The organism is Aeromonas sp. MdU4 (assembly GCF_041929505.1).
Taxonomy (GTDB): Bacteria; Pseudomonadota; Gammaproteobacteria; order Enterobacterales; family Aeromonadaceae; genus Aeromonas.
The window spans coordinates 1-23,622 of the sequence record NZ_JBHFMW010000001.1 but is presented as its reverse complement, the minus strand read 5'-3'; the positions used below and the strand labels follow the sequence as shown (position 1 = coordinate 23,622).

The following is a 23,622-nucleotide window of genomic DNA, read 5'->3' as shown; positions in this document are numbered from 1 at the left end:
AATGAATGAAACAGTTCTGGTCGTCGATGATAATCCTGAAAATCGAGCTGTATTGATTGGTTTGCTTAAACCATATTATCGTGTCCTTGTGGCAATCAACGGTTTGCAGGCATTGGAGATTTGTACTCGAAGTCACCCTGATCTGGTTCTGCTTGATGTTATGATGCCTGAAATGGATGGTTATGAGGTATGTCGCCGGATCAAGTTGCAGCCTCAATTAGAGGCGATTCCAGTCATCTTTCTTACCGCTAAATCTCAAATTGAGGATGAACAAATGGGGTTTAGTGTTGGTGCTGTAGATTATATTATGAAGCCAATAAGCCCCCCTATTTTGCTGAGCCGGGTCGAAACACATATTAAGCTTAAGCAGACAAGGGAAGAGTTGTCGAAACAGAACGAAATTCTTGAGTTAAGGGTAAAAGAGCGTACCCATGAGTTAGAAGTGATGCAAGATGCAATCATCGTAGCGATGGCATCGTTAGCTGAGACTAGAGACAATGAAACGGGTAATCATATCCGTCGGACCCAGCATTATGTCAGGGTTCTGGCTCAGCAATTGGTATCTGATGGTGTTTATCTGGATCAGTTGACACCTGGATTCATTGATTTGTTATTCAAGTCTGCTCCCCTTCATGATATTGGGAAAGTAGGTATACCTGATCAAGTACTTCTTAAGCCTGGCAAGTTAACCGATGATGAATTCAAAGTGATGAAAAGTCATACCATTCAGGGGCTCAAGGTGTTGCAAGAGGTTGAGCAAGCCATCGATTTCGAGTCTGACTTTTTAAAGTTAGCCAATGAGATTGCCTATTCCCACCAAGAAAAATGGGATGGTAGTGGTTATCCAGAAGGACTAAAAGGAGAGGTAATACCTTTAAGTGCTAGATTGATGAGTGTGGCAGATGTGTATGATGCACTTATTTCTAGACGAGTTTACAAGCCTTCCTTTTCTCACGAACAGGCTGTTGATATGATTCGTGATGGTAGTGGAAAACATTTTGACCCAGTTATTGTAAATGCCTTTGTTGCGATAGAAGGTAGTTTTCATGATATTGCGAAAAAATTTCATGATGACGATATTCTTAACCAAGAAGAGCAAGCGTGTTTGAAAAATTGTAACTAGACATAGTGTGGCCATTAAAAGCACACTTTAAATAGTGTGTGTGAAAAAGTATTTAAATACTTCTTGATAACTTCACTTGTCACATTTTAAATTTTTATTTTCTGTGTTTTGTAATTTATGCAAAGGCAATTGAAATCGACTTTGTTGATGTTTTTTAGGGTTTAATATGATAACACAAGTATCTATTAAGTTCATATTAAACAACTGGTTGATATTTTTGGCATAGACCAGCCATTTTAGTTTTTTACTATATCCAATTTTCAGCACAAACTATTTGACTCCATTTTTATCAGTCGTAATGATCGTTATCATCAGGGACTGAATAAGGAAAGTAGAGTGATGGCTGAAAGCAAATACCATTCTGCGTCGTGGGCAGAGGAGGTTACTCCTCTTGAGCAGCTGAAGCGAGAGTTGGAGTTGTTTGGCGAGCAAAATGATCGGGTACAACCGGATCGTGCCAGCAAGATGCTCAACATTACCAGTGACACCGGCCAGTTGCTGGCTGTGCTGGTTCAAACCCGCGGGGCGCAGACCGTGCTGGAGATAGGCACCTCCAATGGTTACTCAACGCTCTGGCTGGCCGAGGCGGTACGTCGGCTGGAGGGTCATGTCACCACTATTGAGCGGGATGATGAGAAGCGCATTCTAGCCCATGACAATTTCCAGCGCGCAGGAATGGAGCCCTGGATCACCCTGCTGGCAGGGGATGCGGGGGCGCTGTTACCAACCTTGCCGCAAGCCGGATATCAGCTCATCTTCCTCGATTCTGATCGCCAGTACTACCGGGTATGGTGGCCGCAGATCCGTCGTCTGTTGGCGCCTCGCGGCTTGCTGGTGGTCGATAACGCCATCTCCCATCGCAGCGAAATGATGGAGTGGATGAATGACGTCGCACAGGATCCTGCATTCGTCACCTCATTGGTGCCGGTCGGCAAAGGGGAATGGCTGGTGGTGTGTTTGTAACAAGGTGATGACCGGGATTTGGTAACGGGCAGGCCGCGTGCTTTGTTCGTCATGAATGAGCGGTCTGCCCCGCAATCAGTAGCGAAAGCGGGGCACCGTATCCGTTATTCATTATTTCACTAAACATCCTCATATTTCATGGTTTGGCAACGGTAACCACCACGTTATGTTTTGCTGGTGCCGCCAAGTGTAATTATTTATTGGCAGTCATCGTATATGTAGCGTGACCCGATTAAATAGTGCTGGCAGCAGCAGGATTCAAAATAATAATTGCATGGCAATCCGGATTATCGTTGGCAAGCGTGCTGGATGTTTACAAATATAACGAGGTGAATAATGAAAAAACTGCACTCCCTGTTTTTGTTGGCTGCCCTTCCACTGGCTTTGATGACATCGGCGCAAGCCCAGTCCAGCCTCGCCGCCATCCAGAGTGCCGGTGCGATCAAAATCGGTACTGAAGGCGCCTATCCTCCGTTCACCTATCACGACAAGAGCGGCAAGCTGGTCGGCTTTGATGTGGAGATTGGTGAGCTGATTGCAGAAGGCCTTGGGGTGAAGCCGGAGTTTGTCGAAGGCAAGTGGGATGGCCTCATCGCCGGGGTAGATGCCAAGCGCTACGATCTGGTGCTTAACGAGGTGGCCATCACGCCGGAGCGGCAGAAAAAGTATGATTTTTCAGATCCCTATATCACCTCCAAAGCGGTGGTGGTGGTGCACAGCGACAACCACAGCATCAACAGCTTTGCCGATCTGAAGGGCAAGAAATCCTCCCAGTCCCTGACCAGCAACTTTGCCCAGCTGGCCAAAAAGTCGGGGGCCGAGGTGGTCGCCACCGAGGGCTTCAACCAGTCGCTGGCGCTGGTGCTGACCGGGCGAGTGGATGCCACCATCAACGACAGTCTCTCGTTCCTCGATTTCAAGAAACAGAAACCGGATGCCAAATTGAGGGAAGCGGCGACCGAAGCGAAGGGGGATCAATCGGCAGTGTTGCTCGCCAAGGGGCAGCCGGAATTGCTGGCCGCCATCAATCAGGCGCTGCGCACTGCCAAACAGGATGGTAGCTACCAGAAAATATCTCTTAAATATTTTGGTACTGATGTCTCGCAATAATATTGCCGGAAAATAATAACTAGCGAGGAAATTAACGTGCCAGCCTGGTTGCAGTTAATGATCGACTCTTTTTGGCCCCTGCTTAGCGCGGGGCTTATTTTTACCGTGCCACTAACCCTGATCACTTTTGTTTTGGGAATATTGCTTGGCTTGCTGGTGGCGCTGGCCAGACTATATGGCCCGACACCATTGGTGGCACTGGTTCGTTTTTATGTCTGGCTTATTCGTGGCACGCCGCTGCTGGTGCAGCTCTTTCTGATTTTCTATGGCTTGCCGAGTGCCGGTATTGTGCTGGATGCCTTCACCGCCGCGGTGATCGGGTTCACCCTCAACATCGGCGCCTACAGCTCGGAGATCATCCGCGCCACCCTGGTTGCGATCCCGAAAGGGCAGTGGGAAGCGGCCTATTCGATTGGCATGAACTGGCCCCAGGTGATGTGGCGGGTGATCCTGCCGCAGGCGGCGCGCATCGCGGTGCCACCGCTCTCCAACACCTTTATTTCACTGGTCAAGGATACCTCGCTGGCGGCTGCAGTGACCGTGCCCGAGCTGTTTCAGGCTGCCCAGCGGCTCGCCTCTGTCACCTATGAGCCGCTCATTCTCTACAGCGAGACGGCCCTCATCTATCTGATGTTCAGCTCGGTGCTCTCCACCTTGCAAGACCGGCTGGAGCGCAAGTTGACCCACAAAGAGACCCGGGAGGTCGCCCTATGATCCGGTTGCGTGGTATCGAGAAGCAGTTTGGCGGGCAGCGAGTGCTCAAGGGGATTGATCTTGCCATGGTGGCAGGCAGTGTGACCGCCCTGATTGGCCCCTCCGGCAGTGGCAAGAGCACCCTGTTGCGTTGTGTCAATGTGCTGGAGAGGCCGGATGCGGGGCACTTGGTGCTGGGGGGGAGTGAACTCGATTTTTCTCACCATCTGCCTCGCCAGAGCGTGCAGGCATTGCGCCAGCAGACTGGCATGGTGTTCCAGAATTTCCAGCTGTTCCCGCACATGACGGTGCTGGAAAACGTCATTGAGGGGTTGGTGACCGTGTTGAAGTGGCCAAGGGCGAAAGCGGAGGTGCGCGGTTTGCAACTGCTCGACAAGGTGGGGCTGAGGCACAAGGCCGAGGCGGTGCCTGCCACCCTCTCCGGTGGCCAGCAGCAGCGGGTTGCGATTGCGAGGGCGCTGGCGCCATCGCCCAAGGTGCTGCTCTGTGACGAACCCACTTCGGCGCTGGATCCCGAGCTTGCCCAGGAGGTGGTGATCGTGCTGCGCCAGCTGGCCCGGGAAGGAACCACCATGCTGATTGCCACCCACGATCTGCGGCTGGCAGCCCAGATAGCGCAGCAGGTGATCTTTCTGGAGGCGGGTGAGGTGGTGGAAGCAGGCAGCGCACGCCAGATGTTCACCACTCCCAAGCGGGCGCGTACCTTCGAGTACATCTCCACCCTCACCGAGCGGTTGCCGGAGAGCTGGAGCATCTAGCCGTTCCCCGGACGAGGTGGATGGAGCGATAAGTGGCAAGCTGCCAGCGAGAACTCCGAGCCTTAAATTCCGAGTCTCAAAAGAAGAGCCCCGCACTGGCGGGGCTCTGTTTTGAGTTGACTGAGGAAGTACAGGTTAGACTGCCAGATAGTCCATGATCCCTTCGGCGGCTTTGCGCCCTTCGTAGATGGCGGTCACCACCAGATCGGAGCCGCGCACCGCGTCGCCACCGGCGAACACCTTGGGGTTGCTGGTCTGGAAGGCATATTCCGCCTGCTCGTGGGCCTTGATGCGATCCCGGTTGTCGAGCTCGATGCCGAACTCCGCCATCCAGGGTTGGGGGTTGGGTTGGAAGCCAAATGCCATTACCACGGCATCGGCGGCCAGCACCTGCTCGGAGCCCTCGATAACCACCGGATTGCGGCGGCCATTGGCATCGGGTTCACCCAGCTCGGTGCTCACCACCTTGATGCCGACGGTGCGACCGTTGGCATCCAGCTCGACCGCCACCGGTTGCAGGTTGAACATAAACTCAACCCCCTCCTCGCGGGCATTTTTCACCTCCCGCTTGGAGCCCGGCATGTTCTCCTCGTCGCGGCGATAGGCGCAGATCACCTTGGCGGCTCCTTGACGAATTGCGGTGCGCACGCAGTCCATGGCGGTATCGCCACCGCCCAGCACCACCACCTGCTTGCCGGCGAAGTCGATGTAGTCGGCTTGCGCCTTCTCGAACCCCAACAACCGGTTGGCGTTGGCGATGAGGTAGGGCAGGGCGTCATAGACTCCCGGCGCCTCTTCGTTGGCAAAGCCGCCCTTCATGTACTTGTAGGTGCCGACCCCGAGGAAGACCGCATCGAACTCGCCGAGCAGATCGGCGAAGGTGATGTCTTTGCCCACTTCGGTCTCGAGACGAAACTCCACGCCCATCCCCTGGAAGATCTCGCGGCGACGCTGCATCACCTCTTTTTCCAGCTTGAAGGATGGGATGCCGAAGGTGAGCAGGCCGCCAATCTCCGGATATTTGTCAAACACCACCGGGGTGACGCCATTGCGTGCCAGCACATCGGCACAGGCAAGGCCCGCCGGACCCGCACCGATGACGGCGACCCGCTTGCCGGTCTTGACCACGTTTGAGAGATCCGGCTTCCAGCCCATCTCGAACGCCTTGTCGGTGATGTATTTTTCGATGTTGCCGATGGTCACCGCACCGAAGCGATCGTTGAGGGTGCAGGAGCCCTCGCACAGGCGATCCTGCGGGCAGACTCGGCCACACACTTCCGGCAGGCTGTTGGTCTGGTGGGAGAGCTCCACCGCCTCCAGAATGCGCCCCTCTTTGGCCAGTTTTAGCCAGTTAGGGATGTAGTTGTGGACCGGACACTTCCACTCGCAGTAGGGGTTGCCGCACTCGAGGCAGCGATCCGCCTGCATCTGTACCTGCGGCTGATTGAAGGGCTCGTAGATCTCCACAAACTGGATTTTGCGGATCTTGAGCGGCTTCTTGGGCGGGTCGACCCGCTGGACATCGATAAACTGAAATACGTTCTGGCTCATAGGGTTCCCTCCTTATTGCGCCTGGATTCTGAGTTCTGCACTGGAACGGCTGGTGTGACCCAGCAGCGATTTCACGTCGCTGGACTTGGGTTTGATCAGCCTGAACTTGGGCACATAGGAGTCGAAGTTGGCCAGGATCTCCTCGGCGCGCGAGCTGCCGGTCTCATTGAGGTGCGCCGTGATGATGCCGCGCAGGTGCTCCTGATGGATGGCGAGATCCGCCACGTCCAGCAGTTCCACCAGCTCGGGGTTGGTGCGCTTGGCAAAGTTGCCGCACTCGTCGAGCACGTAGGCAAAGCCGCCGGTCATGCCCGCCGCAAAGTTGACGCCGGTCTGACCGAGCACGGTGACGATGCCGCCGGTCATGTATTCACAGCCGTTGTCGCCAATGCCCTCGACCACCGCCAGTGCGCCAGAGTTGCGCACTGCGAAACGCTCGCCAGCGGTGCCTGCGGCGTAGAGTTTGCCGCCGGTGGCTCCGTAGAGGCAGGTGTTGCCGATGATGGCTGCTTCGTGGGATTTGAACGCCACGCCGACATGGGGCTTGATCACCAGCTTGCCGCCAGTCATCCCCTTACCCACGTAGTCGTTGGCATCACCGGTGAGGATCATCTCGAGGCCACCCGCGTTCCAGACGCCGAAGCTCTGGCCTGCGGTGCCATTGAAGTGCACCTTGACCGGATCCGCCGCCATTCCCTGATTGCCGTGACGCTTGACGATCTCGCCGGAGAGGCGCGCACCTACCGAGCGGTCGGTGTTGCGAATGTCGTAGCGGAACTCGCCGCCGCTTGAGGTTTCTACCGCTTCCAGCAGATCCGCGACCATTTGCAGGTTGAGCGGCCCCTTGTCGAAGGTGGGGTTGTGCTGCTGGCTGAACAGGCTGGAGCCTGCCGGAGCAACCGGACGGGCCAGAATACCGGAGAGATCCAGCTTGGCTTGACGGGCGGTGAGGCCTGGCAGGGCCTGAAGCAAATCGGTGCGGCCAATCAGGTCGGTCAGCTGGGTGACGCCGAGCTGGGCCATCAGCTCGCGGGTCTCCTCGGCGATGAACTTGAAGTAGTTCATCACCATCTCCGGCAGGCCGGTGAAGTGCTCGCGACGCAGCTTCTCATCCTGAGTGGCAACGCCGGTGGCACAGTTGTTCAGGTGGCAAATACGCAGGTATTTGCAGCCGAGCGCCACCATGGGGCCGGTGCCAAAACCGAAACTCTCGGCGCCGAGGATGGCCGCCTTGATGATGTCCAGACCCGTTTTGAGGCCGCCATCCACCTGCAGCCGCACCTTGTGGCGCAGACCGTTGGCGACCAGCGCCTGTTGGGTTTCAGCCAGACCCAGCTCCCACGGGGAGCCGGCATATTTGACCGAGGTGAGGGGGCTGGCACCGGTACCGCCGTCATAACCGGAGATGGTGATGAAGTCGGCATAGGCCTTGGCCACGCCGCAGGCGATGGTGCCCACGCCGGGCTCGGAGACCAGTTTCACCGACACCAGACAGCTCGGGTTGATCTGCTTGATGTCGAAGATGAGCTGGGCCAGATCCTCGATGGAATAGATGTCGTGGTGCGGCGGCGGTGAGATCAGGGTCACGCCGGGCACGGAATAACGCAGCTTGGCGATCTGGGCGGTGACCTTGTCACCGGGCAGCTGGCCACCTTCGCCGGGCTTGGCACCCTGAGCCACCTTGATCTGCACCACATCGGCGTTCATCAGGTAGTGAGGGGTGACACCAAAGCGACCGGAAGCCACCTGCTTGATGCGGGAGTTCTTCTCGGTACCGAAACGCTTGGGATCTTCGCCGCCTTCGCCGGAGTTGCTCTGACCGCCGAGGCGGTTCATGGCGACAGCCAGTGCCTCGTGGGCCTCAGGGCCGAGGGCGCCGATGGACATGGCGGCGGAGTCGAAGCGGGGGAACAGCTTGTCGGCTGGCTCAACCTGATCCAGCTCTACTGGATTGTCGACCTTCTTCAGGGCCAGCAGATCGCGCAGGGTGGCGACCGGGCGCTCGTTGACCAAGCGGGCGTACTCCTTGTAATCGACATAGTTGCCGGAGCGCACCGCGGTTTGCAGGGTTTGCACTACATCAGGGTTGTAGGTGTGATACTCGCCGCCGTGGACGAATTTGAGCAGGCCGCCGTGGGCGAGGGGCTTGCGCACCAGCCAGGCCTGACGGGCCAGATTGTGCTGATCCTGCTGGATGTCGGCAAAGTCGGCACCCTGAATACGGCTCGATACACCTCGGAAGCAGGTATCGACCACCGACTTGGCCAGACCCACAGCTTCGAACAGCTGGGAGCAGCGATAGCTGGCGACCGTGCTGATGCCCATCTTGGACATCACCTTGTAGAGCCCTTTGTTGATGCCGTTGCGGTAGTTGAGCATGGCCTGGCGCAGAGGCATGGCGAGCACGCCCTCTTCAACCTGTTTGGCCAGGGTTTCGTAGGCCAGATAGGGGTAGATGGCGGTCGCGCCAAAGCCCAGCAGCACCGAGAAGTGGTGCGGATCGCGGCAGCTTGCGGTCTCCACCAGAATGTTGGCGTCACAGCGCAGGTTGTTGTCCACCAGAGTGCGTTGGACCGCGCCCACCGCCATGGCGGCCGGGATCGGTAGAGTGTCGGCGCTGATATCGCGATCCGACAGCACCAGCAACACGGTACCACTCTTGGCGGCGGTTTTGGCCTCGTCGCATATGCGCAGGATGGCGGCTTCCAGCCCCTCTTCGGGCTTGAAGTTGAGGCTGATCACCTGATGGCGGTAGTACTCCCCTTCCAGTGCCAGCAGCTGGTGGAAATCGGAGTAGAGCAGGATCGGCGACTGGAACAGTACCCGGTGGGCGTGGCCGAAGGTCTCGTTGAAGACGTTTTGCTCGCGACCGATACAGGTGGCCAGCGACATCACGTGATTTTCCCGCAGCGGATCGATGGGCGGGTTGGTCACTTGGGCAAACATCTGGCGGAAGTAGTCATAGAGGGTGCGCGAGCCGGAGGAGAGCACGGCCATCGGAGTATCATCTCCCATGGATCCCACCGCTTCCTGACCGTTTTCACCCAGTATCCGGATGATCTGATCCAGCTCTTCGAAGGAGTAGCCAAACAGCTTCTGATAGGTTTTCAACTGGTCGTCGGCAAATTCGCGGCGGCCGGTCTGGCTGTCGTCCATCTGTTCGAACGGCACCAGTCGGGTGCAGTGCTTGTCCATCCACTGCTTGTAGGTGTGGCGGTTCTTGAGATCGTCATCGATCTCGAAGCTGGTCCACACCTTGCCGTTGCTGGTATCGACCACGAACAGCTCGCCAGGGCCAACCCGGCCCTTCTCCAGCACTTCGTCCGGGGTGTAGTCCCAGGTGCCCACTTCGGAGGCCAGCGTAATGAATTTGTCCTTGGTGATGACGTAGCGGGCCGGACGCAGGCCGTTTCTGTCAAGCGCGCAGGTGGCGTAGCGGCCGTCGGTCATGACGATACCGGCGGGACCGTCCCACGGCTCCATGTGCATGGAGTTGAAGTCGTAGAAGGCGCGCAGATCGTCATCCATGTTCGGGTGCTTTTGCCATGCTGGCGGGATCAACAGGCGCATGGCGCGGAACAGGTCCATGCCACCGGCGAGGAACAAGTCCAGCATGTTATCGAGGCTGGAGGAGTCAGAGCCCGTGGTGTTGACGAAGGGGGCGGCTTCCTGCAAATCGGGAATAAGCGGGGTGGCGAACTTATAGCTACGCGCCTTGGCCCACTGCCGGTTGCCGGCGATGGTGTTGATCTCGCCGTTGTGGGCCAGATAGCGGAACGGCTGCGCCAGTGGCCAGCGCGGGCTGGTGTTGGTGGAGAAGCGCTGGTGGAATACGCAGATAGCCGCCTGCATGCGGATGTCAGCGAGATCCAGATAAAAGCGCGGCAAGTCCACTGGCATGCACAGCCCTTTATAGACGGTGACCAGGTTGGAGAGGCTGACGATATAGAAGTAGTCGTCGTTGATGCGCTTCTCGATACGGCGGCGCACGATATAGAGGCGACGCTCCAGATCTTGTTCAACCCAGCCGGGGGGCGCGTTGACAAAGACCTGTTCAATACTGGGCAGGGAGGCTTTGGCGATGGGGCCGAGCACATTGGTATCGACGGGCACTTTGCGCCAGCCGACCAGACTCAGGGTCTCTTTTTCCAGCTCTTCGTCGATGATGTCGCGAGTCTGCTGGGCCAATACGGGATCGGGGTTGAGAAACAGCATGCCGACCGCGTATTTGCGGCCAAGGTGCCACCCTTTCTCTTCGGCGACAGCCCGATAGAAACTGTCGGGTTTTTGCAGCAGCAGACCGCAGCCATCGCCGGTCTTGCCATCGGCGGAGATCCCGCCGCGGTGCTGCATGCGAGCCAATGCTGACATCGCGAGACGAACAAGCTTGTGGCTGGCTTCCCCTTCCATGTGGGCCAACAGGCCGAAGCCACAGTTATCCCTCTCCAGCTTTGGATCATATAGTGACATTGCATTTCTCCCTTGCTCGGCCTTGCATCGCACAGTCATCACCTGACTGCATAAATTGCGATTGGCTCTTGTGGTTCCGTCTGCCTGACGTGGCGAATCTCCAAACTAATGGGATTTTCTGGCGAGGTCAATCGTAGGTCGGGTGTATCTGGTTGGTTACAAATGCATAACAAAATGCCGGTACAGAGGGTGTAACTACGGTTTTATGATTTATTATTCCGATTAATTCGAATTATCAAGATGAATATATTGATTTGTGTGATTTGGCTGGTGCGTCAGTGTGGCCCCGAATGATGTAGTAATTTTACCAACCAGTGGTAACTTGCAATGCAGTAGATCACATTTTCAACGTTCGGGGCTTGCAATTGCTTTTGGCTGGGCCTCTTTGAATTTTTCATTACTCTACAGTGAGTTATTCATTCTCATTTTCACATCTCAATAAATGGCAATGTGCCATCAGGCTCGATAGATTTATGTTTTTTGCGGTTTTTCTTAATATTTATTCAAAATGGCCTCGGTATTTATATATATCGTGACCCTAACTAGCTTGATCCAGCTCAGCCTCTGTTTTGTGCAAACTCGTACAATGGCGCCCCTTTAGCGGAGGTGCCATGCAGTTACACGAACTCGTCAATACATTCGGTCAGGATCTCAAGCAGCGTCATGGCCAGAAGATCCACAAGCTTTCCATTCACGGCGCCTTCACCTGTCCGAACCGGGATGGCACCCTGGGCCGTGGTGGCTGCACCTTCTGTAATGTCTCCTCTTTTGCCGACGAGTCGGCACAGCAGCTTTCGGTGGTGCAACAATTGCTGGCCCGGCGGGACGAAGTGACCCGTGCCAAGCGTTATCTCGCCTACTTTCAGGCCTATACAAGCACCTATGCCGAGGTCGAATATCTGCAGCGGATGTATGAAGAGGCGCTGTCAGTGAGCGACATGGTGGGGCTTTGTGTCGGCACTCGGCCCGATTGCGTGCCGGATGCGGTGCTGGATCTGCTGGCAGGTTATCAGGCCCGAGGCTATGAGGTGTGGCTGGAGCTGGGGTTGCAGAGTGCCAATGACAAGACGCTGCAACGGATCAATCGTGGGCACGGTTATGCCGCTTATGCCGACGCGGTGGCCAGAGCCCATCAGCGTGGCATCAAGGTGTGTGCTCATCTGATCGTCGGTTTGCCGGGTGAGTTGCCGATGGACAGCCTCGATACCCTGCATCGCATCGTGGAGACCGGTGTCGAGGGGATCAAGCTGCATCCGCTCCATGTGGTTGAGGGCAGTATCCTTGGCAAGGCATGGCTGGCAGGACGGCTGGAAGTGCTGACACTGGAGCAGTATGTGGAAGCCGCTGTTGCCATGATCCAGCACACACCGCCCGAGGTGGTTTATCACCGCATTTCGGCCTCGGCTCGTCGGCCAACTCTGCTGGCACCTGCTTGGTGCGAAAATCGCTGGACGGCGATGGCGGACATTGCAAAAGCGCTGGCCAATAGTGGTCCGCAGGGTCAGGCGCTGGGAAGACCCTTTACACTTTCCGACCTATAATTGAGTTGTGAGTCATTATTTCACGAAAAACATAGGGTTATATAAAAAAGTTCACATCGTAAACTATAGTTTTGCTGCATTTCGGTTGATATAGTTATGCGCCATAATAGATGTCATTATCAATTAACTCCGGCATTCACCATGGTTGTAGTGTTAGCATGGCGTTTGTGAGTCATAAGACCATGTTTTGACAGCAGCCATACAGGGAAAATATGGAATGAGTGTCGCGACGTCTCCTGCTCACTGAGCAGGTTCATCGGTGTAGGGTGACTCGGAGTCAGAGTTGCCATTGCAAAAATATGAGTGATTACCACTCCTATTGAGCTTATTCATGCAGTGACAGGATGCCATGCAAGCAGAAACAAGCCGTATCGATGATTTATTGGAATGTCTGGTCTTTTTGACCCGTTTTTATGGCGTGCCCAATAGCCAGGATGCTCTGACCACAGGGTTGCCGTTGGTGTCGGGTCGCCTCACCAGTGCGCTCTTTTGTCGTGCTGCCGAGCGAGGCGGGTTATCTGCCCGCGAAGTGATCCAGCCCCTTGGCGAAATATCTCCCCTGCTGCTGCCCTGTGTGTTGCAAATGCGCAATAGCGGTGCCTGCATCTTGCTGGAATGGAGTGAAGATCGGAGCCAGGGAAAGGTCATTTTTCCCCAGGCTGGCGATGCGACTCAGTGGGTGACCGTCGCTCAATTGGGGGATGAATATCTCGGGCGCCTCTTCTATGTCAAAAAGCAGTTCAAGTTTGATGACCGCTCACCAAAAGTGCTGGAAACCCGCGATGGCCACTGGTTCTGGAGCACCCTGTTTGAATCCCGCGGCATCTATCGCGATGTGTTGATTGCCTCCATTCTGATCAACCTGTTTGCCATCGCCAGTCCGCTGTTCACCATGAACGTCTATGACAAAATTGTGCCCAATCTGGCGTTTGATTCGCTCTGGGTGCTGGCTGTCGGGGCTATGGTGGTCTTCACTTTCGATTTTGTGATGCGCCAGTTGCGCAGTTATTTCATCGATATTGCGGGCAAAAAGTCCGATGTACTGCTATCAGCCAAGATCTTCGCCAAAGTGATGGGGATGCGGATGGAGTCTCGACCAGCCTCCACCGGCGCATTTGCCAAGCATCTGCAAGAGTTTGAATCAGTACGTGAGTTCTTTACCTCTGCCACTGTCTCCACTCTTATTGACCTGCCGTTTGCGGTGTTCTTCCTCTTTATTATCTGGATATTCGCTGGCGCCATGGTTGTGGTTCCGATTGCGGCCATGTTAATCCTGGTTGCATACAGCTTTTATATTCAAGAGCCGCTCAAGCAGTCTATCGAAGAGGGATCACGGCTTGCTTCCCAGAAGAATGCCAACCTGATTGAGAGTATTTCCGGTCTTGAGACCGTCAAGATTTTCGGCGCCGAGAGCATGTTCCAGCACCGCTGGGAGCAGGCTGTCTCCCATATTTCAACGTGGGGCGTACAAACTCGCCGTATCACCAACTCCATGTCTTCCCTGGCCAGCTATATCCAGCAGGTGGTCACTGTCGGTCTGGTTATTGTCGGGGTTTACCAGATCTCCGAGGGGAATGTGACCATGGGGGGGATGATCGCGGCTGTGATGCTGGCGAGTCGTGCTATCGCACCCATGGTGCAGTTGTCCGTGCTCTCGACCCGTTATAACCAGGCTAAATCGGCGCTGGATATTCTGGAAAAAATCATGCAAACCCCCGGCGAGCAGGAGGAGGGCAAGCAATACATTCACCACCCTGTCATTGCCGGTCGGATCGAGTTTGATAACGTCTCTTTCAAATACCCGGGTATGGAAGCCAGTACCCTGCACAATATTAATTTGCGCATTCAGCCGGGTGAAAAGGTGGCCATTATCGGACGGATCGGGGCAGGTAAAACCACTCTCGAGAAGCTGTTGATGGGGTTATATCGTCCCTCTGATGGTTCGGTGCGTATCGATGGTTTTGAACTGGATCAACTGCCGCCAGCCGTCATTCGTCGCAATATCGGCTGTGTTCCGCAGGATGTCATTCTCTTCTTCGGCTCGGTGCGGGACAACATCATGCTGGGTAACCCGCTGGTGGATGATGTTCGGGTTTTGCGCGCTGCCAAACGGGCCGGGGTAACCAACTTCACCAATCGCGATCCCAATGGTCTGGATCGACAGATAGGTGAGGGTGGTCGTCAACTTTCCGGTGGTCAGCGTCAGGCGATCTTGCTTGCCCGAGCCTTGCTCAATGACCCCCCGATTCTGGTAATGGATGAACCGACATCCAATATGGATAACCAGTCCGAGATGCAGGTAAAACAGGAGCTGGCCAGACTGGGTCCTGAAACAACCCTGATCCTGATCACCCACAAGACCTCCATGCTGGATGTTGCCTCGCGGGTGATTGTTATTGAACAGGGACAGATTGTCGCGGATGGCCCGAAAGAGGTCGTGTTGCAGCAGTTGAAAGAGGGCAAAGTACGCATGCAGGAGGTGTCCCATGGTTAAGGGGTTGCAGCGTTTGTTCAGTCGGTTCAAGAAGCGTTCTGCCGATGAGGTATTACCAGCCGCTGAGCACCTGGCCTTTGTTGATGATGGTGCCGCAGCGGTTTTATTAACGACGCCCACCGGGGCGAGAGTGTTGCTGTGGTGCTGCTTTCTCTTTTTTATGAGTGCCATCGTGTGGGCTTCCTGGGCTGAGCTTGATGAAGTCACTGTCGGCCAGGGCAAGGTCATTCCCTCCCGTCAATTACAGGTGATCCAGAACCTGGAAGGGGGGATCGTCAAAGAGATCTTTGTGAAGGAGGGCGATGTTGTCGAGAAAGGGCAGCGACTGCTGCGTATTGATGACACCCGCTTTCGTTCGGATTTCCGGGAGCGCGAGCAGGAGTTGGTGACTCTGAAAGGAGATATTGCCCGGTTACGCGCAGAAATGGCCAGTGTCGAGGTAAAAAATGAGCCTGCATTGGGATGGCGTGAGCAGGTCGTGGTGGGGGAAGCGCCAATTCAGTTTCCGGACGGCTATGAGAAGGTCTTTGCCGAATACGCGCACCGTGAACGTTCTGTGCAAAAAGATCGCCTCAATAATTTGAAAAACCAGCTTTATATCCTTGGTCAGCAGATTGAGCAGAATGAGCAGGAACTCATCGAGCTCAATGCCAAAATCCGCACAGTGAGCCGCAGTGTGGAGTTGGCCAAGCAGGAGCTGAATATCAGTCGTCCGCTGGCAAAAGAGGGGATCGTGCCACAGGTTGAGTTAATCAAACTGGAGCGGCAGGTCAACGAGATGCAGGGGGAGCTGGAGAGCAACCACTTGCTCATCCCGAAACTCAATGCGGTATTGCGTGAGACTATCTCGAAGCGTAATGACATCGCGTTGAAATTCAGAGCGGATTCGCAAACGGAGCTTAATGAGAAGCAGGGGCGATTGGGCCAACTCTCCGAAGGGCAGGTCGGACTGCAGGATCGTGTCGATAGAACCAGCGTGATTGCGCCGTTGAAAGGTACGATTAAAAAGCTAAAGGTCAACACGTTGGGTGGGGTGGTTCAGCCAGGCATGGATTTGATGGAAATCGTCCCATTGGAAGATACTCTGCTGGTTGAGGCTAAAGTTTCCCCGAAAGATATTGCCTTTTTGCGGCCAGGACTGGACGCAGTGGTCAAAATCACCGCCTATGACTTCACAATCTATGGAGGATTGCATGGCAAGGTTGAGCAGATAAGTGCTGACTCGATCCAGGATGAGGATGGCAACTCCTTTTATCTGGTTCGGGTTCGCACTGAGAAGAGTTACTTGGGCGATGAGCTAAACGCACTTCCCATCATCCCCGGTATGTTAGCCAGTGCTGATATTATTACTGGTAAGAAAAGTGTCCTAGACTATTTGCTTAAGCCAATATTACGGGCAAGGCAGTCGGCACTGAGAGAACGATAAGCCAACAATCTAAAAACAAAACATGACTGGAGATAACATGAAAAAAACGATTGTTGCCATGCTGGTCAGTGGCATTACCATGATCCCGGCAATGGGGCAGGCCCAGACTCTGGAAGAGTCGGTTGGGCAGGCACTTGCGACTCATCCCAAGATTAAAGAAGCTTTTGATCTGTATCAGGCGCGTGTCTATCAGCATGATGGCGCCAAAGGGGGTTACTATCCGACGATCGATTTGCGCGCTGGTGTAGGCTACGAGAAAGTCGACAGTCCGACAACGCGTGCGGCAGGTCCAAACTCCACCACTATTGATGATTCCATGACGCGCAAAGAGGCTGGACTCAGTCTGCGTCAGATGCTGTTTGACGGCTTCAATGTCAGCAGCAATGTCTCGAGGACGGAAGCTGAGGCCAATGCCCAGCGTCTTGCGATGATTTCCGAAGCTGAAAACACTGCGTTGCGGGTGGCTGAGGTTTACCTCAACATGCTGCGTCAGCAGGAGATCCTGGAGCTCTCCAAGCAAAACCTCGAAACTCACGAACAGATCCGTAGCGATATCCAGAAGCGGACGGATTCTGGTCTTGGTTCGACGGCGGACCAGACCCAGATCGATGGTCGTGTTGCTCGAGCCTACGCAAACCAGGCTGCAGCTGAAAACAACTACCGCGATGCGGAAAGTGAATTTATTCGCGTAGTAAACGAGGTGCCAAAAGACCTGGTACAACCGGTGCCCAATGCCGAGTTGATCCCGACCAGCCTCGAGACAGCACTGAAAACAGCTACTGAAATCCACCCGACCCTGCTCTCTTCTTTGCAGGATATCGAAGCGGCCAAGTACCAGCATGAAGGTGCCAAGTCCGGCTTCTACCCGGATGTCACGTTCGAAGTAGACCAGAACTGGAATGAAGATATCAATGCAGTCAAAGGTCGCAACGATGATCTGACTGCCATGGTTCGGATGCGTTACAACCTGTTCCGTGGCGGTTCTGATGTGGCACAAAGTAATGCAACGTCAGCCCTCTATTCTCAAGCGAAAGATATTCATTTGAATGCTTTCCGCCAAGTAGAAGAGGGGACTCGTCTTGCATGGAATGCTAAAGACTCACTCACCAAACAGAAAACTTTCTTGAAAGAACACGTTGATGCCAGCTATGACACTGTTCAGGCATACAAGAAACAGTTTGGTCTTGGGCAGCGTACCTTGTTGGATGTATTGAACACCGAGAACGAATTGTTTGAAGCTCGTCGTAGCTATATCACGGCTGAATACGATGCCCTGCTTGCTGATTATCGTATTTTGAATGCGACAGGCAGCTTGCTCAGTGCATTCAATTTCAAACAACCAACTGAATGGCAAGCCAAACAATAAGTGGTTTGTCTGTTGCCCTGATAGGGTGATAGTACGCACAGGATGGCTGCATCAATATATTGCAGCCATCCTGTTGTGCTCGGCAGTTTCACGCAGGAGTGTTCCACCAATAATGCAGCAGGCGAATGAAGTGACTCTCTGGTGCCGTCTTGGTGGCATTGATAACTATCTGACGCGTACTGGTCGGCAGTTGGCTTATGCATTTCGTCATTCCCTATGGTTGTTTTTACTCCCGGTTTCCCTTCTGCTGTGTGCCAGTCAGCCATTGACTCAGGAAGATTTGCAACTGATCAAACGGGCTGAACAGACCTATGGTGTTAGAGCGGGCAAGAGGGTGACAACTTGGCGTACTCTGGTGCAGCAGAATCGAGCAGCCGGACTCACTGAGCGGCAAAAACTTGAAAAAGTGAATCAGTTTTTTAACCAGATGCGCTTCGTCGACGATATAAAACTGTGGCGTAAAAATGATTACTGGGCAACGCCGCTGGAGTTTTTGGGAGCATCCGGAGGGGATTGCGAAGATTTCAGTATTGCCAAATATTCAACTTTGCTTGAATTGGGTATACCTGATGAGAAAATGAGGATGGTGTACGTCAAGGCGCTCGATTATAACCAGTTTCATATGGTCGTGGCTTATTACGAGACGCCATCATCGGTACCTGTGATCCTGGATAACTTGATCGGTTCGATTCGACCGGCAAGCCAACGTAGGGATTTGGTACCTATTTATAGCTTTAATGGTAGTCACTTGTGGTTGATGAAGGCTCGTGGTCAAGGGGAACTAGCTGGCCAATCATCCCGCTTGGGATTATGGAATGATTTACGCAATCGCATGACGTCGGGGCGATTGGCTCGGCCTGTGGTGAATTTGGATGATTAACCTATGACGCTCTATAGACAGTTATTGGCCACCATGTTGCTGTTGTTTGGGTTGTTGTTTGCAGCCACTTACTGGGTGCAATTCAATTCAACTCGTTCATATCTAGCTCAGCAACAAGAGACCACGGTGATTAATACCGCGACCTCGTTGGGATTGGCATTGACGCCCTATCTGGAAAATGGCGATAAGGTGGGTGCCGAGTCAGTGATCCGAGCCATTTTTGATGGTGGCTATTATCGGTTGGTTCGCCTGGATCTTCTTGCGTCCAAAGATGTGATCGAGCAAGAGAATACCAACGTCATTCAAGGGGTGCCCAACTGGTTTATCGGACTAGGGTTATTTCCTGAGGTATCCAATGAATCAATTCTGACTTCCGGCTGGTTGCAACTGGGTAAGCTGAAAGTGGTTGGTCACCCGGGGCAGGCGTATCACGAGCTATGGGTTGGAATGAGTGAGTTGGCAACCTGGTTTGTGATCGGTTTTTTAATTACCACCATTTTGCTGATGCGGGCCTTGAATTACTTGTTAAAACCGCTCAAACAAATATGTGAGCAAGCTGTCGAAATTGAACTGCACCATTTCGGCCATACCATCCCAGAACCCAAGACGCATGAACTGAAGCAGGTTGTTCAGGCGATCAATATATTGTCTGGAAAACTGGCAGTGCAGTTTAAAGAGCAAGCTGAAGAAGCTGAAAAATTGCGCGAGCGAGTGTATGTCGATGCGGTATCCGGGCTGGGTAATCGAGCCTATTTTGTGGGACAGGTGAATGCCTGGATTGCTGAGGCTGGGCAAGGTGGTGTCATGCTGGTCGCTGTCGATATGCTGGATGATATCTATCGTGATGAAGGATTTGCGGCTCGCGATAATATGGTCAAGTCGATTGCTCAGGTGCTGCGGGAACAGCTCAAAGGGTGGGATGGGGCCGCAGTTGCCCGAATTTCGGCCACCGAATACGCTTTGTTGTGCCCTACCGATGATCTGGATCAACTCAGAGAGCTAGCCGAAATACTCAACGCACGAATTGCCGATCTGGTGGTCAATCCTATGGCGGAGGGGAGTCCACTATCTGTGATTGGGATTGCCGGTCGTGATGGTAATGATGATCTCTCTTCGTTGCTGACCAAGGCGGATAATGCGCTGGGCAAAGCGCGAAACGAACGTCGTGGTGCGGTGGTCATGGAAGGTGGCGACAACCAGGGCATGATGGGGCGCTTGGCATGGCGTGATTTGGTCCAGGATGCGATTAGCCGTCAGCTCTGGCGCTTCAAGGCTCAACCCGCATGTCGGTTTGATAATGGAGCCCGTTTGCATGCCGAGTTGTTTGCTTCTATTTCCCGTGATGGTGTTGATTATTTTGCCGGACAGTTCCTGCCTGCGATTGAGCAATTTCAATTAGGCAGCGAGTTTGATCAGGCGATCCTGGATGCAAGTACTTCTTTGTTGCAGAGTGAACCGGAGCTGACTCTGGCTATCAATATTACTGCCGGCTCCCTGTGTTCTGAGGATTTTCTGGTTTGGCTGCCTGCGTTCCTGGCTGGCCATAGTAACCTGCAAGAGCGCGTGTTGTTTGAAATTCCCGAGGCGGCGATAGTAAAACATCGGGATCATGTCACCTCTTTGGTACAAATTCTGCGGCAACATGGTTTTTCATGGGGTGTAGATCACTACGGTCGTCACTTTCAATCTTTGGGGTATCTGGAAGAGTTGGCCCCCGCTTATGTGAAAGTGGATCACGGTTATACCAGTCAGGTTATGGAGCCAGGGGCAGATACCTCTTTCCTGGCTGCAGTATGTCGTGCTGCGCATAATGCGGGAGTACTTACCATTGCAACCAGAGTGGAAGACCAGCAACAAGTAGAGCTACTGTCCAAACTTCATATCGATGGTTACCAAGGGTTTGTACATCCAGCCTTCTCTTTGTCCTGATTGCGAATAATTCATGTCCTTAAAACGGCTCCTTTGGGGCCGTTTTTTATATCGATATAAAAATAGTGAGCTCGTGATGGGCCAAGTTGCCAGGGTGGACTCGTGTGGGGTCTGGCTAACCGTCTGAATCAATAGTGAAAAATAGAACTGTTCGATTTGATTCAATGGCCACGATTTATGAATGTTAACCATATACATTTTTGCAACGGTTGAAATCATGGATGGCTTCTATGGTGTATCCATCAAGATCTGTCACGTTGGAGCAATGGATATGCGTACCCAAATCATCGACAAAACCGTGGTTGTCTCTGGTGTTGAAGGTAATGTGGAGATAGTTCTGGCGGATGGCTCTCAGCGCCCTCTGCAAAAAGGTGAAATCCTGCAACCTGGTGCCAAGTTGACAATGGCTGACGACGCCAAGTTAGCGTTGTCACCTTATGACGATACCCCTGCCCGAGATGCGCCGGCAGCATCAGACTCCGCTCAACCCGTTCAACCTCAAGGAGGGGCCAACCCTGATGGGGCACCTTCTGATATAGCCGCTTTGCAAAAATCGATTTTGCAAGGCGCGGACCCGACTCAGAATTTTGAGGCTTCCGCAGCCGGTGGGGCGCCAGCCGCTGGTGGGGGCGGGGGAATTGGTGGTGTGGCAGGGGCAAGTGGTAATGGTGGTTTTGTCACTATAGATCGGGTCGGGGATGCCACTATCGCTGCTGCAGGGTTTGATACAACTTATGATACTGCTCCAGTGCTCGATCAAGCACAGGCAGCTGATCTGCTTGTGCCCAATGTGCTAGCGGATCTCAATGAAGCCGTGACCACCCAAGAGGATGTAACCGTCAGCGGCAATCTGCTTGACAACAGTACCAATCCAGATGGCCCCGCAAATGCCACGATTGTCTCCTATGACTGGGGGATCAATATCGGCGTCCCTGCTGGTGTTGCAGCAACCATTACTGGTGTGGGTACTCTGATCATCAACGCTGACGGGACTTATACCTTTACCCCGGCTACCAACTATGACGGTGCAGTGCCTGCGGTGAACTATCAGGTGACTGATGGACAGGATACCGTCACATCGACTCTGGTCATCGCCATTACGCCAGTAGATGAGAATGTGACTCTTGAAGGGCTGACCCTTGAAGGGGGAGAGGTCCAAGTTAGCGATGCCAATCTTGCTGATGGCTCTGCACCCGATGCGGCCAAATTGACTCAGAGTGGCACATTTACCTTCAATGCTCCTGATGGAGTCCAGCTTCTGAGCGTCGGCGCTCTCCAGTTGATCACCAATGGTTCTGTTGTGGCTTTACCGCAATCGGTTGATACCCCTTTGGGTAATACATTGCAAATAACAGCCATTACTTACGACCCAGTGACGGGTAATGGCACAGTGGCTTACAGCTATACCCTTCTTGACAACGAAGCTCATCAACAGCCAGCCAACGACCTTCAGTTGGGGGAAAACCTTGTTGTGACGCTGACTGATGATGACGGTGATACAACCAGTGCCACACTGAACATCGTTGTACAGGATGATACTCCGACCCAGATAGTGGGCGTGGCTGAAGAGGCTGACTTTGGCGGATTGTCGGTCAGTTTGGACGAGACGGTTGGTAAAGGTGACGTTTACAACGATAGCGATGTAAATGATGGCTATGTCAGTGATGATGTCAGCGGTGCACTGGCACAGGTTACGACATCCATTAGCGGTGGGCTGCAGTCACTCTTTACCAGCAGCGGCAGCTACGGAGCTGATGGTGCAGGCAACACCACCGGTAGTTTTAGTTTTGTGGGCGTGGGCAACGAGGGTATCGAGACCAACCTGTCGGCGACCGATGGCGGTGCAATTACTCTCAATGCCGTGAGCGCGACCGAGCTGCAAGGGGTGGACGGTGACGGTGATGTGGTGTTCAGCATCAAGATAGTGGAGGTAGATGGCGTTTCGCAGCTGCAGACCACCCAATTCGAGGCACTGTCTCACGGTAACACGGGCTTGTTTGATGAATCACTGTCACTGCTGTTGAGCGGCCAGAAGAGTCTGGGTTTGCAATACAGCGTAACCCGGGTGGATGGCGATGGAGATAGAGTCACAGACAACGCCACCATTAGTCTGGTAGATGGCGAGCGTTCGGTGTTTAGTTTTGATGATGACGGCCCGCGTGCCGGGCTGGCAGAAGAAGCCCCACGTCTTGGTGCGACTGTGGATGAAAGTCTGGTCAGCCTGGGCGGTGCCGGCAGCGACGGAGTGGCCAGTGCCGCCCTGAGCGCCGCCAATGTGCAGGCCCAGTTCAACCCGGCCTTCGGGGCCGACGGGGCGGGCAGCATCGGCTACAGCCTGGCGCTGACCGGCAGCAACGTGGCGAGCGGCCTGTATGCGGTCGACCCGCTGGCCGTCAACGGCCAGGGTGCGGCCATCGAACTCAATCAGGTGGGCAACGTTATCACCGGCAGCGCCGGTGGGGTGGACTACTTCACCCTGACCATCAATCCGAGCAGCGGGGAAGTGACCCTGGCCCTGCTGGACAACGTCTGGCATGGCGATACCACCAATGCGGATGACAGCGTGGCGCTGACTGTGGGTCAGGGCGTGCTGACCCTGGTGCAGACCGTGACCGATGCCGATGGCGATAGCGCCAGTGCGGCGGTAGATCTGGGGGCCAACGGCGTATTCCGCTTTGAAGATGATGGCCCACGTGCCGGGCTGGCGGTGGAAGCGCCGAGTCTGGGGGCGACCGTGGATGAAAGCCTGGTTAGCCTGGGCGGTGTTGGCAGCGACGGAGTGGTCAGTGCCACCCTGAGCGCCGCCAATGTGCAGGCCCAGTTCAACCCGGCCTTCGGGGCTGACGGGGCGGGCAGCATCGGCTACAGCCTGGCGCTGACCGGCAGCAACGTGGCGAGCGGCTTGTATGCGGTCGATCCGGTAGCGCCCAACGGGCAGGGCGCGGCCATCGTGCTCAATCAGGTGGGCAACGTCATCACCGGCAGTGCGGGCGGGGTGGACTATTTCACCCTGACCATCAACCCGACCAATGGGGAAGTGACGCTGGCTCTGTTGGACAACGTCTGGCATGGCGATACCACCAGTGCGGATGACAGCGTGGCGCTGACACTGGGTCAGGGCGTGCTGACGTTGGTGCAGACTGTGACCGATGCCGATGGCGACCGCGCCAGTGCGGCGGTAGATCTGGGCACCAATGGCGTGTTCCGCTTTGAAGATGACGGCCCGCGTGCCGGGCTGGCAGAAGAAGCCCCACGTCTTGGTGCGACAGTGGATGAAAGCCTGGTTAGCCTGGGCGG

Annotated in this window: 14 protein-coding genes; 12 read left to right on the top strand and 2 right to left on the bottom strand. The window is 54.5% G+C overall.

Features of this window, described 5'->3' with window-relative positions; translation table 11 throughout:
* Position 1 precedes the first annotated feature (1 nt).
* From ACE1BR_RS00070 to ACE1BR_RS00050, 5 genes are all read left to right on the top strand, one after another.
* Positions 2 to 1,123: a two-component system response regulator gene (locus ACE1BR_RS00070; RefSeq protein WP_374866469.1), complete on the top strand. Its 1,122-nt coding sequence runs from the start codon at positions 2 to 4 to the stop codon at positions 1,121 to 1,123.
* 339 nt (positions 1,124 to 1,462) lie between these two features.
* On the top strand, positions 1,463 to 2,086 hold the full coding sequence (locus ACE1BR_RS00065) for an O-methyltransferase (protein WP_374866467.1): 624 nt from the start codon (positions 1,463 to 1,465) through the stop codon (positions 2,084 to 2,086).
* A gap of 336 nt (positions 2,087 to 2,422) precedes the next feature.
* Positions 2,423 to 3,196, top strand: a complete 774-nt coding sequence (locus ACE1BR_RS00060; protein WP_374866465.1) for an amino acid ABC transporter substrate-binding protein — start codon at positions 2,423 to 2,425, stop codon at positions 3,194 to 3,196.
* A 57-nt stretch (positions 3,197 to 3,253) separates the two neighbouring features.
* The gene (locus tag ACE1BR_RS00055) at positions 3,254 to 3,910 is read left to right on the top strand and encodes an amino acid ABC transporter permease (RefSeq protein WP_374866939.1); all 657 of its coding nucleotides are present in this window, start codon (positions 3,254 to 3,256) and stop codon (positions 3,908 to 3,910) included.
* Entirely contained in the window at positions 3,907 to 4,668 is a 762-nt protein-coding gene (locus ACE1BR_RS00050; protein WP_374866463.1) for an amino acid ABC transporter ATP-binding protein, read from the top strand. The genes ACE1BR_RS00055 and ACE1BR_RS00050 overlap by 4 nt, the downstream gene beginning before the upstream one ends.
* Positions 4,669 to 4,803: 135 nt before the next feature.
* Here ACE1BR_RS00050 and ACE1BR_RS00045 read toward each other — a convergent pair whose 3' ends face one another.
* Both ACE1BR_RS00045 and gltB read right to left on the bottom strand, forming a co-directional pair.
* Positions 4,804 to 6,219: an FAD-dependent oxidoreductase gene (locus ACE1BR_RS00045; protein WP_374866461.1), complete on the bottom strand. Its 1,416-nt coding sequence runs from the start codon at positions 6,217 to 6,219 to the stop codon at positions 4,804 to 4,806.
* A gap of 12 nt (positions 6,220 to 6,231) precedes the next feature.
* Complete coding sequence (gene gltB, locus ACE1BR_RS00040) at positions 6,232 to 10,689, bottom strand: glutamate synthase large subunit (RefSeq protein ID WP_374866459.1); 4,458 nt, start codon at positions 10,687 to 10,689, stop codon at positions 6,232 to 6,234.
* A 611-nt stretch (positions 10,690 to 11,300) separates the two neighbouring features.
* Here gltB and ACE1BR_RS00035 point away from each other — a divergent pair.
* The 7 genes from ACE1BR_RS00035 to ACE1BR_RS00005 all read left to right on the top strand — a co-directional run.
* On the top strand, positions 11,301 to 12,230 hold the full coding sequence (locus ACE1BR_RS00035; RefSeq protein ID WP_374866457.1) for a TIGR01212 family radical SAM protein: 930 nt from the start codon (positions 11,301 to 11,303) through the stop codon (positions 12,228 to 12,230).
* A 349-nt stretch (positions 12,231 to 12,579) separates the two neighbouring features.
* A complete protein-coding gene (locus tag ACE1BR_RS00030; protein WP_374866455.1) occupies positions 12,580 to 14,724 on the top strand; it encodes a type I secretion system permease/ATPase in 2,145 nt (714 codons plus the stop codon).
* Positions 14,717 to 16,150: an HlyD family type I secretion periplasmic adaptor subunit gene (locus ACE1BR_RS00025; protein ID WP_374866453.1), complete on the top strand. Its 1,434-nt coding sequence runs from the start codon at positions 14,717 to 14,719 to the stop codon at positions 16,148 to 16,150. Before ACE1BR_RS00030 ends, ACE1BR_RS00025 begins: the two co-directional genes overlap by 8 nt.
* Before the next feature lie 37 nt (positions 16,151 to 16,187).
* Positions 16,188 to 17,516: a TolC family outer membrane protein gene (locus ACE1BR_RS00020; protein ID WP_374866451.1), complete on the top strand. Its 1,329-nt coding sequence runs from the start codon at positions 16,188 to 16,190 to the stop codon at positions 17,514 to 17,516.
* Between the two features lie 112 nt (positions 17,517 to 17,628).
* A complete protein-coding gene (locus ACE1BR_RS00015; RefSeq protein ID WP_374866449.1) occupies positions 17,629 to 18,396 on the top strand; it encodes a transglutaminase-like cysteine peptidase in 768 nt (255 codons plus the stop codon).
* Between the two features lie 3 nt (positions 18,397 to 18,399).
* A complete protein-coding gene (locus ACE1BR_RS00010) occupies positions 18,400 to 20,325 on the top strand; it encodes an EAL domain-containing protein (RefSeq protein ID WP_374866447.1) in 1,926 nt (641 codons plus the stop codon).
* Between the two features lie 181 nt (positions 20,326 to 20,506).
* Positions 20,507 to 23,622, top strand: a 3,116-nt coding sequence (locus ACE1BR_RS00005; protein WP_374866445.1) for a retention module-containing protein, incomplete at its 3' end; no start/stop codon positions are given.